Origin of the sequence: Methanospirillum sp., from assembly GCF_035560735.1 — an archaeon.
In the GTDB taxonomy this organism is placed as follows: Archaea; Halobacteriota; Methanomicrobia; order Methanomicrobiales; family Methanospirillaceae; genus Methanospirillum.
The window spans coordinates 1-13567 of record NZ_DATMYY010000030.1; the positions used below are offsets into that span (position 1 = coordinate 1).

The 13567-nt window shown below is 48.2% G+C and carries 13 protein-coding genes; 4 read left to right on the top strand and 9 right to left on the bottom strand.

The window, feature by feature from the left end:
• From VN429_RS00780 to VN429_RS00800, 5 genes are all read right to left on the bottom strand, one after another.
• A partial coding sequence (locus tag VN429_RS00780; RefSeq protein WP_325628736.1) for a DHH family phosphoesterase occupies nucleotides 1–1804 on the bottom strand: 1804 nt, incomplete at its 3' end.
• Between the two features lie 197 nt (nucleotides 1805–2001).
• Nucleotides 2002–2976 (bottom strand): ribonuclease Z, encoded by a 975-nt coding sequence (gene rnz / locus VN429_RS00785; RefSeq protein ID WP_325628738.1) that lies wholly within the window; start codon nucleotides 2974–2976, stop codon nucleotides 2002–2004.
• A complete protein-coding gene (locus VN429_RS00790; RefSeq protein ID WP_325628740.1) occupies nucleotides 2964–3737 on the bottom strand; it encodes a sugar phosphate isomerase/epimerase family protein in 774 nt (257 codons plus the stop codon). Before VN429_RS00790 ends, rnz begins: the two co-directional genes overlap by 13 nt.
• Entirely contained in the window at nucleotides 3734–4282 is a 549-nt protein-coding gene (locus VN429_RS00795; RefSeq protein WP_325628742.1) for a dephospho-CoA kinase, read from the bottom strand. The genes VN429_RS00790 and VN429_RS00795 overlap by 4 nt, the downstream gene beginning before the upstream one ends.
• Nucleotides 4236–5024 carry an anaerobic ribonucleoside-triphosphate reductase activating protein gene (locus tag VN429_RS00800; protein ID WP_325628744.1) on the bottom strand — a complete coding sequence of 263 codons (789 nt, stop codon included), beginning with the start codon at nucleotides 5022–5024 and terminating at the stop codon, nucleotides 4236–4238. Before VN429_RS00800 ends, VN429_RS00795 begins: the two co-directional genes overlap by 47 nt.
• Nucleotides 5025–5160: 136 nt before the next feature.
• On the opposite strand from VN429_RS00800, the gene thiC reads away from it, so the two are divergent.
• Entirely contained in the window at nucleotides 5161–6441 is a 1281-nt protein-coding gene (gene thiC / locus VN429_RS00805; protein ID WP_325628746.1) for a phosphomethylpyrimidine synthase ThiC, read from the top strand.
• Nucleotides 6442–6657: 216 nt separating this feature from the next.
• On the opposite strand, the gene VN429_RS00810 is transcribed toward thiC, so the two are convergent.
• Nucleotides 6658–6921: a stationary phase-response protein gene (locus VN429_RS00810; protein ID WP_109969177.1), complete on the bottom strand. Its 264-nt coding sequence runs from the start codon at nucleotides 6919–6921 to the stop codon at nucleotides 6658–6660.
• An 87-nt stretch (nucleotides 6922–7008) separates the two neighbouring features.
• Here VN429_RS00810 and VN429_RS00815 point away from each other — a divergent pair, with 87 nt between their 5' ends.
• Nucleotides 7009–7389, top strand: coding sequence for an Sjogren's syndrome/scleroderma autoantigen 1 family protein (locus VN429_RS00815; protein ID WP_325628750.1), 381 nt, complete (start codon nucleotides 7009–7011; stop codon nucleotides 7387–7389).
• Here the strand turns inward: VN429_RS00815 and VN429_RS00820 are convergent.
• Nucleotides 7359–9608 (bottom strand): DEAD/DEAH box helicase, encoded by a 2250-nt coding sequence (locus VN429_RS00820; RefSeq protein WP_325628752.1) that lies wholly within the window; start codon nucleotides 9606–9608, stop codon nucleotides 7359–7361. The two genes, VN429_RS00815 and VN429_RS00820, sit on opposite strands and share 31 nt — an antisense overlap.
• The gene (glyS, locus tag VN429_RS00825; protein ID WP_325628754.1) at nucleotides 9608–11377 is read right to left on the bottom strand and encodes a glycine--tRNA ligase; all 1770 of its coding nucleotides are present in this window, start codon (nucleotides 11375–11377) and stop codon (nucleotides 9608–9610) included. Before glyS ends, VN429_RS00820 begins: the two co-directional genes overlap by 1 nt.
• Before the next feature lie 263 nt (nucleotides 11378–11640).
• On the opposite strand from glyS, the gene VN429_RS00830 reads away from it, so the two are divergent.
• A complete protein-coding gene (locus tag VN429_RS00830) occupies nucleotides 11641–12252 on the top strand; it encodes a response regulator receiver protein (RefSeq protein WP_325628756.1) in 612 nt (203 codons plus the stop codon).
• 8 nt (nucleotides 12253–12260) lie between these two features.
• Nucleotides 12261–12917 carry a metal-dependent hydrolase gene (locus VN429_RS00835; protein WP_325628758.1) on the top strand — a complete coding sequence of 219 codons (657 nt, stop codon included), beginning with the start codon at nucleotides 12261–12263 and terminating at the stop codon, nucleotides 12915–12917.
• Between the two features lie 311 nt (nucleotides 12918–13228).
• On the opposite strand, the gene VN429_RS00840 is transcribed toward VN429_RS00835, so the two are convergent.
• Nucleotides 13229–13459, bottom strand: coding sequence for a hypothetical protein (locus VN429_RS00840; protein ID WP_325628760.1), 231 nt, complete (start codon nucleotides 13457–13459; stop codon nucleotides 13229–13231).
• Nucleotides 13460–13567: the final 108 nt, after the last annotated feature.

Sequence of the window (13567 nt, forward strand, 5' to 3'; positions counted from 1 at the left end):
GTTTTTCTGTGACTTCTGAACGCATTCCTTCTACGAATTTTATACTGCCCACTACGAGATGTCCACCGCCATTAACCCCGGCTCCTGGAAGATCATCACGAAGCTCTCTGACCATCCTTGGTATGTTCATGAACACACCACGGGATCTGAGAACAACAAAATCAGGACCAAATCCAAGGGTCACAACCGGTTGACCGGCATATTGCTGGCAGAGTCTATCGTGTACTTCTCCACAGGTCTTGCCTGGTGGAGGGAAGGTGAATTTATGAGCATGAATCTCTACATCGATTGTAAAGAGGTGAGCACCATTGCCAAGGACCGTGTGCCCGACGTGCGGCATGCAGGTTTTTACCTGATCAGTTATCGCAATGTTGGCTTCATCCTCAAGGAGTTTCACCATCTCAAGATGACGTTCATGATTATCATTCAGGTCCAGAATATCCTTTATTAGTTCCTTGCCATCATTAAACCGGAGATAAAACTGAATATAATCAAGGGCTAGAGCAATCCTCTTGCACTCTTCCTCTGAAAACCGATCTGCATTAAGTTCGAGATATCTGGTTCGCTCTGGTGCCTCACTTCGGTCTGCTACACCTGCTACGGCGGCGACATGACGGATCTGACGATCGACAGAAGGGCAGATCAGACGAGCGATCTCGGTACCTAGCATACCTGCAGTGATTCCATAATCTCCACCAACATGATACGGGTTAACATGCGCTTCGAGATACTGATCAACGATCTCATCAGGATGGTGGTGATCAAAGACGATCATTGGAATACCGTATACCTTTGCCATCTTCATGGCAGGCAAATCCTCTTCCGTTGATCCATTATCGGTCAGGAGTACCAGTGGCATTTTCTGGCCAAATCTGACATTATCCCTGGTAGCATAATCGAGATCCCTGACTATGTCCTCTATTTCATAGAAAGGAGCTTTGGATGGTGCCCGCTTGAAGAGATAATAATCTGAATCATAGTCTCCTCCGGATTCATTGATCAGAGAGATAACAGCCTGTTCAATAGATACAGCTGAACATATCCCGTCTGCATCAGCATGGTGGCGAAGAAGAATCGGTTGTGCGGTGAAAACGGCACGCCTGATGATCTTTGCGATCTTTCGCATTGCAGGCCTGAGTTTCTCAAGTACCTCACTTTCAACAAGAAGTGGAACTTCAGGTGGTTCAGCCCGTGCGTCTATAGCCTGTTCAATACCTGCAAGAACTTCATCTGCTTCAGGTCCGCGGAGTACTGTCAGGTTTTCCAGTTCGATCTGGATCTGACCTCCACGCTGCATGATTTCCCCGGATGCCCGGACTACACTTCCCTGACTTGCATCAGGAAATGCTCTTTTGCCAGCCTCTACAAACCCAGCAGCATTCTCTGAGCCACTGGCATCCACAAGTGTGAAGATAGTAGGACCTGATGTTTGTTTTATCTGGGCGACCACGCACTCAACCATCACCCTGCGACCAACTTTGCCTTTCAGTTCGCCAAGTTGAATCGCACGCTTTTTGCAGATGACAGGCTGAACCTGATATGAGGTGATGATGACCTCTTCAAGGTCAATATTTCCGTTATCTCTGACATTGCCTACCCGTACCAGAATAGAATCCCCTTCCTGGTGACTGGTAAGCATATTACTTTTATGAACGAGTCCTTTGGTTGAACTATTCAGGAACACAAAGGTTCCGAACGCGGCAAACCCCTGGACAGTGCCTGCATAGGTCTTGCCGACAACCACATCAGCAAGACTGCACCCATCTCCAAGGCTGTATACAACTGTCTCTGTTCCTTTTGGCATACGAACTATCCACCGATATTCGGCCGGCCTCTGCGATCAGACAAGAAGCTGAAAAAACCCCGGTTACGGGAGGAGTGCAGGGCAAAGCAAACAACCGATGGTAGTATAGTGGTAACTTGAGGAACTTAAATTCAACCATGCAACAGGAGAATATCCGGCTGAAAACGGAGAATTTGTTCCCCTTGCAATCAGGGCGGTTATGGTACTTCAAAAGGAGGGGAAGTCCGGTCAGAAAACGGAACATCTAGCATGACCAGATCATCAGGTGCGAGAAGTTCACCAAAGAAATTTTTTCGTGCATCAACAAGATGCTGATCGGCAGATGTATATCTGGTACTGATATGGAAAAGAGCCAGGTGCCCGGCTTTCAGTGCTGCCGCAACCCGGCCTGCTTCACCGGCTGTTGAATGCATAAATTCACGTGCACGGTCGAGTTCAGTATCATCAAAAGTTGCGTCATGAATCAGGAGATCCGCTTCCTCACCGAGTGGTGCAAGTTCAGACAGGTTCGGTCTTGTATCGCCCGTATAGATGATCTTCCTGCCTAGACGTCGCTCACCCATAATCATTTCAGGAGTGATCAATCGTTCCTGCCCGTCAACAACAATCTGTACGCTCTCTCCCCGCTGAAGTCTTCCAAAGAGAGGACCGGGCCGTACACCCAGACTGATGGCAAGCTCACGGTTGAACCTCCCCGGGCGCTTGTCTTCTTCAAAGATATAGGAAAGTCCGGGAATTCCATGATCAGTTGCCACAGCATGAATAGTATACCCATCAAATCCAAGTGAGTCCCCAGGCCTGACACGTCTTGACTCAACCTGAAACTTGATCCTGCTCCTGCAGATCTGTTTGATATCAGTGACCATCTCATGAACTGTATCAGGGCCATAGACAACAAGGGGCTCTTCCCTACCGGAAAATGACATCGTCTGAAGGAGACCGATAAGACCAAGGAAGTGATCAGCATGCCAGTGAGTGATGAACACAGATTCAAATGAAAAACCAGTCCTGGCCTTCATCATCTGACGCTGGGCACCTTCTCCACAGTCAAACAGGAGATCATGAGAACCCCATTTGATTAAGATACAGGGAAGATTCCGTGAAATAGTCGGAAGGGCCCCGGACGTTCCCAGGAAAAATACCTGTAGTGTCTCGCCGGCTATGATCCCCACCTCTTGATCTGATCAAATGACAACTTTGCTTCCTCAATTGAGCGACCTTCCACCACCACTACACCAGAATAGCGTTCAAGAAGATCTTTTGAGAGACGTTTCCAGTTGATGGTCCCAGCACCTATAGGAAGATGCTCATCAGATTTGCCGTGGTTGTCGTGAATATGGACATGAGAGGCGTGGTCCAGGTATTTTCTGAATGCGTCAACCTTTCCAAGGGTGTTTGCATGACCAAAGTCAATGGTAAGCCCTATACCTTCAATATCCTCGATGAGACCGAGGATCTCTTCAGGATAGTGACAGAGAAAATCAGGAATGTTTGGCATATTCTCAATACAGGCAGTAACTCCGTACTCTTGTCCCACTTTCCCAAACTCTCGAAGGGCTTCTTTTTGGAGTTGCCAAACCTTATCTGGCACAAGTTTGCCGGTACATGAAAGATATCCCGGATGAATGGTTACCCGGTCGGTGATTGATGCTGCTTTCCTGATACACTCAGATATCTGCTGAACTGTTTCCATCCAGATCGGTTCATTTATGGCAGCCGGATTCAGATCGCCATACGGTGCATGAACAGTAACCTTAAGGGATGTACTTGCCAGAGTTTCAATTACGGAGTTATAGGAATCTGACCTGCTGAAATGATAATTTCCATCAGCACACACTTCCCAACCAGAAAACCCAGCCTCTTCGATACCAAATATCCAGTCTATCTCATCCCATACTTTTGCTGACGATCCAAAATAGGGTGAAATACTCATGATGCTCCTGCTATCTGCTCAAGGGTAGAACGGACAGTACAGCGGTACTCATCTAGGGTGCCTGTATTTTGAACCCGCATAGTAGCAAGGCCCATCGCCTCACGCAGACCAAACGATGACTCCCGTTCATCCCGGGTATTCAATTCTGAAATATTTTTCAGGTCATCAGATCGTCCACGTACTTTGAGCCTGTCAAACCGGGTTTCCAGAGGTGAATCAATCGCAATAAGGATGAAATCAGAGAAATGCTCAGCAAACTCCTTCACCTCGGCATCTCCTCTGATACCATCGATCAAAACCACCTGCGAGTTCTGTGACTCGATGACCGGGATACAGACATGAGCGATTGCAGCCATCCCATACTGCTCCCTCAATTGTCTTGCAACTATACCCATGCTGGCATCAACTGGAGGAAGCCCTTCTTTTTTTACTTCTTCCCTGATGACATCACCCATTACCACTACCGGGATACCAAGTTCGGCAGACACAGCAGAGAACTCACCCTTCCCGGATCCCGGCATTCCTACAATTCCTATTACCTTCATACCATATCTCCCCTTGCTCTCTGGTCCGTATTCGTACCGGACGATGAAGTTCATCTGCTATTGCGGTAAGATCCGCAAACTGGAGGGCCCGGATCCCGGTATACTCTCCCTGTTGAAGCACCAGGTCTACATCTATAGCAACATCTGGAACAACTGATGCTACCTGCTCACTGCTTCCCGGAAAAAGTGTCAATACCACCTCGAATTTTGGCAGAGACCCTTCACGATACCCGGATGAACAGAGTGCCAGTGACCGTTTTACTTCATCCCCGAGTGCCCGCTCTTTCCCTTTTACGGTGTTAAGATTCCAGTCCGGTTTAATATCTAGCGCGATGAGGTCGATCAACTTTCTGGAGATCAGATCTACCAGCACTTCAGGAAACACACCGTTTGTATGTAAACCTGTAACGAGCCCCATCTGTTTTGCATGATCTGCCAGGAACCGAAGTGCATCCGGTTGCATTGTCGCCTCGCCACCTGAGAAGACTACCCCGCTTATCAGAAGCTCGGCAGACCTGATCATGGAGAGAATCTCCATACAGTCCTTGACGTCAGTTCCACTCTGAATACCAGGGTTCTGGCAGTACCAGCACCTGACCGGACATCCCCTGAAGAATATGACACAAGCGGATCTTCCCCGCCAGTCAACGGTACTGAGAGGGACAAAGCCGGCAAAGTTTATGCGGACTGGATCTGTCACTGCGGTAACAGATTGGTGCCCGGTTTTCATCACTGTTTTCATTGGTGATTCCCTGCAGGATCAGGATAGCAAAAGCATAGAAACGCAAAACAATTTTACTTGCGCTGCGAGAAACCAAATTGGAGTCCCCTTTTCAAAAACCGAGCCTTTATGTATCTTATTACAGTACATATGAGGTATGTCAATAGTTGAGGATGCCAGGAGAGGCATCATCACCGAAGAGATGAAGATCGTTGCAGCCCAGGAAGGTGTAACTGAAGATTATATCCGCCGTGGAATCGCTGCAGGACATATTGTCATCCCGGTGTCTCCCTACCGCAAAGTGAAAGTATGTGGTATCGGAGAAGGACTTCGCACCAAAGTTAACTGCTCAATCGGGACTTCCTCAGATATTGTTGATGTGGATATGGAGGTTGAAAAGGCAAAAGCAGGTGAGAGGGCAGGTGCTGATACCTTAATGGAACTCTCAACCGGCGGAGACTTTTTTGATATCCGCAGGCGTGTTGTTGAGGCAACCAGCCTTTCAGTAGGATCAGTACCTTTGTACCAGGCATTTATTGAGGCAGCACGAAAGGACGGGGCAGTCATTCACATGCGTGAAGATGATCTCTTCAGGATCACTGCCGAGCAGGCAAAACTTGGTACCAATTTCATGGCTATCCACACCGGTATCAACCGTATCACCCTTGAGCGCCTCCAAAAGCAGGGTCGACACGGCGGTCTCTGCTCACGGGGTGGTGCTTTTCTTACCGCATGGATGCTCCACAACGACAAAGAAAACCCACTCTTTGCGGAGTTTGATTACCTTTGTGAAATCCTTAAAGAGCATGAAGTCACGCTCTCAACCGGGAACGGCATGCGGGCAGGTGCTGTGCATGATGCAACCGACCGAGCTCAGATTCAGGAATTAATCATCAATGCCGAGCTCGGAGACAAGGCTCATGAGCAGGGAATTCAGGTAATCGTTGAAGGACCAGGTCATGTTCCTGTCGACGAGATCGAGACCAATGTGAAACTGATGAAGCGGATGTCTGGAAACAAACCCTTCTACATGCTCGGACCGATAGTAACCGATATTGCTCCAGGGTATGATGACCGGGTAGCAGCCATCGGAGCCGCAATGTCATCCTCATATGGTGCTGACTTTATCTGCTACGTAACTCCAGCAGAACATCTTGCCTTGCCAAATTTGGAAGATGTATACGAAGGTGTGATGAGCAGCAGAATTGCGGCTCATGTTGGTGACATGATAAAACTCAAGAAGCGGGATCAGGACCTGGCTATGGGTCATGCACGGCGGGACCTTGACTGGGATGCCCAGTACAATCTTGCTATCAACCCGGAGCGGGCACGTAAAATCAGATCAGAACGGATGCCTGCTGACACGGAAGCCTGCACCATGTGTGGGGATTACTGTGCCCTGAAGATAGCAAACAAAGTTATCAAAAAACTCAACTAACCACCTATTTTCCCGGATGGTGAGTCTTTCCATCACCATAGAATAACAAATTTTCTGCAGATTCGTAGATTCATATTTGCTAAAAGACTTATTATCCACAACACTGAAGTGAAAATACTAAACCTGAATCAAAAAAAGATCGATGCCGGGGTTACCGGCATACGCGTTTTACAAAGATACTGATTATTCAGTAGGCAGAAAGCCTAAGCGCATCGATTAATCTAGAGGGACTGTCTCAAGGTTAGAGACCAATTCCCATACACGGGTTCTTGCGTGCATCGGCATATTAGAATCATTGCTGATCTCGTCAATCTTGGATATCGCTTCGGCTGCCCTGAGGCCAACCTGCTTATCTTTATTTTGTAAAAGGGTACGTGTTTCGTCAGCGACCCGCCTGATATTGCGCGGAATCGTTCCGTCATCAATAATGGCGGAAAGCATCTGTATACAGTTATCTACCGTCTGTTCCGGATTTGGCATGCTATCACCCGTGAGAGAGCTTCTCTTATTATTACTTACGGCCCCTCATAAAACTATAGTGAAATTATGAGAAAACCAGATGAGATCATGGCAGAGTACCTTCTGAAGGGAGGAAAGATGCTTGCAAAGACATGTCAGAACTGCGGCTCCCCGCTCTTTGAATACAAAGGTGAAACATCGTGTGTGGTATGTAAGGAGGCAGATCTAGAAGCAAAGGGTGAAAACAAAGGGGATTCAAGATCCAAAACTCAAAATAAGGAATCCAGACATCAGAATCCAGGGATCCTAAAAGCAGGAATCGACATTGATCTCGTTGAACAATTTGACCGGACTATCAAATCTCTGCTTATTTTTATTGAAGAAGAACCGGATTCACGCAAAATTGCTGAACTAACACATGCATTAAAAGAAGTCGCAGAAACGTACTCTATACTGAATCAGGGGTATGATAACCGGGATAATTCATAAATCCGTTCTGCTTTTTTTACACCGATACCGGGAACCTTGAGAAGGTCATCGCGTTCAGCCTGTATAACAGCCTGAACCGAACCAAACTCAGACAATAAAGACCGGGCATGTTTGAGTCCAATCTCAGGAAATGCGGTTATAATAGCTTCCTGTGCCTCATGATTACCCTGATATGTATGTTTCAACGGTAAAGTGCGCTCATATGTTCCATCTTCTGATTCACGGCGCGCAAGAACCAGAAGGAGTTCGGCGGTCTCCCTGGGATCAGAAGCAGAAAAAATTGTAACACCAAAGTTTATCCCGATCGCGGCAAGCGCTCCCCGAATGGCATTTGGATGAATATCGCGCTGACAATAGAGATCACCTCCCTCAATGATTAATACCGGCTTTGTACAATTCGCTGCCATCTGTCTGATCTGTCCAAGCAGATCACGCTCTATCAGCGTATCCACAAAATCCCGGGCAGTTTTACGCTCAACGAGGATACGTTCACCGATACGATAGTCACCAACAGGAAGACGTTCGACACTGATCCTGGCATCGGCAGCAGAGAGATGTTCAGTAACTTTAGAGACAAGTTCACGATCATCTACAACGATTTGAGGACCAAAATGCTCTTCCTGTTCAGCACGATCCCTGGCAATCTCTTCAGGGCTCAGGGACAGTGCTGACTGGAATTCATTCTTCATCCGCTTCCCAAGACCGGACATCTGTTTTGCCATTGCCCGTTCTTTTCGCACCGATGTGAACCGGGAGATCTCATCACTTGTGCCCCGGGTGACCATCACAATGATCCGGCCTGTACCGTGCCGGCCGGTTCTCCCTTTCCGCTGGATGCTTCGTATCTCTGAAGGAACCGGTTCGTAAAAGATTACAACATCGGTTGAGGGAATGTCAAGCCCCTCTTCACCGACAGAGGTTGCAACGAGAACCCTGAACTCACCCTCCCGGAATCGTTTAAGAGCTGCTATCTGTTTTTTCTGTGACAGACCCTTTTCGCTGTCCTTGGTTGCCTGACCAACAAATCGCTCTGCAGTTATTCCACGGGCAGCGAGCATCTCAACAATCATTCTGACCGTGTCCCGATATGTCGCAAAGACAATAACCCGGCTTTCAGGATGCTCCTCAAGTATCTGCTCAACAAGCGATGGAAGTGCCAGAAGTTTTGGATGGCATTCTTCCTCCCATCCTTCTGCACGATTTAAAAGTTCAACAAAACTGGGATCTTCTGCTATGCGTTTACTCGCTTTTGATCCACCGGGTGTTTTTCCCTCTGCAGAAAGTTTTTGTAGGTACCCTTTGAGTACCAGACATCCCTGTGACTCTGCCAGCCCTACCGCATGGCGAATTTTCATGCACTCGGCATGAATGCTTGCTGCAACATAACCGGTTGCGTCACGTTCTGCTATTCGCTGCTGGATGAGAGCATTGAGTTCCTGTAATGCCTTCATCGAGAGATTTTTCCTGTCCGGAGCAGGCAGGCCCATCTCCCGAAGCTGGGAGAGACGGCTCTCTATCAGGTCATAGAGATAGGTAAGACACTGTTTTAGTTCATCAGGAAGGTTGACATTGATGATCTCAACCTCTTTCTCATGTACATAGGGTTTGACATCAGGATCAACTTCTGACCGGGTCTCGACATGAACGATATGCAGATTTTCAACAATGTCTGCTACCTTCTCCTGGTTTCCCCCCGGTGATGCGGTCATCGCAAGGACAAGTGGCTGGATGGCAGTCTCCATGTACCGTTCAACCAGGAACACGTATGCATAATTACCCACTGCACGATGGGCTTCATCTACCACAAGCAAAGAGACATCGTGAAGCGAATATCGTCCGGCAATCAGATCATTCTTCACTACCTGCGGAGTAGCCAGGATCACGGTTGCTGCATCCCACTCGGCAGTCCTCACTGCAGGAGCCGCTTCCCCGGTGAAGATCACACAACTCTTTTCAGTGCCTTCAGGGAGATTGAGATGACTCTGGAAATATCGGAGATGCTGCTCTACAAGCGGCTTTGTTGGAGCAAGCATCAGAACCTTGCCACCCATGCTATAGAGCCTTGAAGCGGCCACAATAAGGGCAACAGCAGTCTTGCCAAGACCGGTGGGAATGACAACCAGTGTGTTGCCATCTAATGCCCGCATCGCAATTGAAAACTGGTAGGTACGCTTTTCAAGCCGGTCAGGGAGAATAAGAGGATGATTGATGTATTCCATCAGGATGAAAGATCTGAAAAGTCCTTCTGACCTTTGATGAGACCGGAAATGAACAGCGGCAGATCAGTAATCTTTACCCGCACCTGTTTCATACTGTCACGCTCACGAAGGGTCACGGTCTGATCCTCTTTGGTATCGTAGTCAACGGTGATGGCAAGAGGAGTTCCTACCTCATCTTGTCTACGGTACCTTCTGCCGATTGCACCGGAGTCATCATACTCTGCCAATATCTCATGCCCATGCAGAGTATGGGTTATCTCGCGTGCTATTGTGTCAAGCCCGTCACGAGCCATGAGGGGGAGAACCGCAACCTGAACCGGGGCGATTCTGTACGGGAACCGCATCACCTTTCTGACTTCGCCATCAACATCTTCTTCATCAAAGGAGTGTTCAAGGACTGCATATATCATCCGGTCAATCCCGTAACTTGGCTCAATCACATGTGGTCTGACATCTGTTCCACGAACATCCACGTCCTGTTCTGAAATCTCAAACAGATGAGATGGAACAAAATATTCTTCCCCATCAACGGTAACCGTTGCACCATCAGGTCCGGGAGTAACAGTTGCAAGGGCATCAGCTATCGCTTTCGCTTTCCCACGGTACTGGGGACCGAGTACTCCCATGTTCGCAGAGATTACCTTGCGTCGTTCACGCTTTGGTTCTGCAAACTGGATATAAACCGTAAACGAATCGCCACTCTCCTCGGCATGAGCGTTCAGATCATAATCGGTCCGGTCAGCAATGCCAACAGTCTCAACCCATCCGAACCGCTCAGAACGGATTTCAGCATCCCAACAATCCTCGGCATAATGTGCTCTTTCGTCAGGAAGATGCTGTCTGAACCTGAGCTTTTCCGGTTTCACCCCGATGGTGGTAAGCAGGTCATGAGTAAGGGCAAGGTAGTATGCAACGTATTCGTTGGCAATAACGCCCTCGGCAACAGCGTCCTTCATGGTGTAAACCCTGGCTTCTCCACCTGCCTGTTGCTGCTGGTACGAGAAGAGAGGGAATGAGTAGTCAGCATACCGGGAAAAGTTCGGGTGATTCTTCTCTTCAGGATGGACAAAGATCTCGGCCTCTGCCTGGGTGAACTCACGAAGCCTGATCATACCCTGGCGTGGTGAGATCTCATTCCGGTATGATTTGCCGATCTGGACTGTTCCAAAGGGGAGGCGGTCACGATAAAACCGGAGCAGACGACCAAAGTCAACGAAGATCCCCTGGGCGGTCTCAGGCCTGAGATAGCCTTTCCGCTGTGAACCCGGCCCGATGGAGGTCTGGAACATGAGGTTGAAGGCAAACACCTCGATATTTTCAAGTTTTTCTCCACATGCTGGGCAAGGGAGCCCACAGATTGCCTTCTGGAGTTCGGCTGCATTTAGTACCGAAGCGTCAGGAACATTGTGAGCCTCGGCAACATGGTCTGCACGAAGATATTCTTCACAGGCCGGGCACTGACACATTTTGTCAGCAAACCCACCCACGTGACCTGATGCAATATATATGGCTTCCTGGCCGATGGTCGGGCACTCAATTTCATAGTACCCTTCCGATACTACGTAGAACTGGCGCCACAGGTTTTCAATCCGTCGTTTGAGCAGGGTTCCGAGCGGGCCATAATCGATGAAACCCGCAACCGATCCATAACACTCAGATGACGGCCAGACAAAACCACGTCGCCTGGCAAGATCAATGACCTGATCATAGATATCGTTCTCCGGAACCTGCGACTTTTTATCTGCCTTTGAAACCACCGCGAATGACACCTCAATATCAGAAATATCTAGACATATTGGTAAATTCAGAGCATATAGATTCCGGAGTATTCTTCATGCTGGGGGTTAGGACAATGCCGCCAGCTCCATCAGGCATATCCCGATAGGAGGGTTAAGAGGAGTCGCATTATGGAGAATTTCAGCGTCATCATAAGTTAGTTAAAAGGAATATCGGTCGATTTTCCGAAAAATTCCAACAAACTTAAATAATTTAAACGGCATCTATATCGGTATCCCTACCAGTGTGATATCCCATGCCTGAAGAGATCCAGAAAAAAGAACAACTTTTACAGTTGTTTACCAATATGACCGGCAACACACAGATTGTGGAGCCGATGAAGAAGATCCACGGCACTCTTCGTGATAGTGACGCAGTCGAGCGGGAGATCGCACTCATTATGCGTGAGCTGCTCGACCAGGGGATCTTCAAGACTAAACTGCGTCCAATCCAGCTTGCAAAACTTATCTGCGCATACCATGCAGGAAAGAATGATACTGAGATAGCCCGCGATCTGGGTGACGAAAAATTGTCAAAGACGGTGGCACGTGCTCGTGTCAGAATGAAACTCTTCCGTGAACTTGATTTCAAGATGCCATTTGACCGGTTCAAGATGGAAGAACTCATGACGTCAGGAAAGACCATGAAGGAGATCAGCGAGGAACTCGGTATCAGTCCTTCAACTCTGCGTGAGTACCGCCATGTGCTTGAGGCAATGATTGACCGGGACATGGACAGGTACATCGAGCGAATCAAGGATGTTATGGAAGATCGTGATCTGACTGAACAGATGACAGCCAGTGCGACCAAGGATGCTTTCGGTGAATCAATCGACATCACTGAAGCAGAACTGATCGACATCACCTGATTTTTTTTATGAAACTAACCTGGCTCGGGCACTCATGTGTACTCCTTGAGGGGTCCCGCACAGTGCTCATTGATCCTTTTGTACCTGACGGAAAGATTTCCTGCACGCCAGATATTGTAGCCGTGACCCATGCTCATGCTGATCATCTCGGGTGTGCTATCGATCTCGGTGTCAAGACAGTTGCCATGAATGAACTTGCCCATTACCTTGAGAAGAAGGGACTTGAGGCTGAACCGATGAATATCGGGGGCACGATTACTGTAGACGGAGTTGAGTTCACGATGACAGCTGCTGTTCATTCTTCATGGATTGAGGATGCAGGGATCGGAGTATATGGTGGGGCCGCTGCCGGTTTCCTGATCACTATGGATGGAGTTACCGTTTACCATGCCGGGGACACCGCCCTCTTTGGTGACATGAAACTCATCGGACGGATATATAATCCGGATATCGCTCTGCTTCCAATTGGCGGGAGATATACCATGGGGCCACGGGAGGCGATGATTGCCGCAGACTTTGTTGGTGCTCCGGTTGTCATTCCGATTCACTATAATACTTCACCAAAAATTGCTCAGGATGCCGGGGAGTTTAAACGGGTTATTGAGCGAACGACTGATCTGAAGGTTATAGTATTGAATCCGGGGGAGTCATACGAAAGTGCCTGAAATATCTGCATCTGGCTAACCGGTTATTTTTTTGATCAAAAGCCCTGATGTGACAATATCCGGGAGTTTTTTTCAGGGAACGGAGTGGATGAGCAAGCGGGGAGAGAATGTCCCTCTGATTGAGGGGGAAGGGGGAGAGACGATCGTCTCATTCCACCCAAAAATGATCCACCCGGAATGAAGTAACGAGTTGCGAGCCGAGCTGTCAGATGGCCCAGGTAAACCTGATTCGCTCACTCCCCTCGGGCTTGGAGTAGGGAGAGGAGGAAGGGGTGAGAAGCACGGTCGCAGGGGCGAGATCTTCTATTGTGCTAGATTGAATCAGGAAGAGTTACTTTTCTTTTCTTTTCTTCTCTTCTTTTTTCTATGGATTTGAAGTACTCTTCTGGATCATCTGGAAGCCAGGTCTTTCGCTCACTGGTATAGTCGCCATATCCTGGGTCATAGATCTGTATAAACCGGACTGTATCAACCGGGCCTAACGTATTGATTAATGCCTTTATTCCTTCCTGCTGAATTTTAGATAATGTTTTAGTCTCCATTTTCACCTCCCTCAAGCCAGATTACAGGATGAGCAATGGTAGTATTGAGTAATTGACTATTTCGTTTTGCTACCTAAAGAATCTAGTTTTCATTTGTGAGGAAGATAA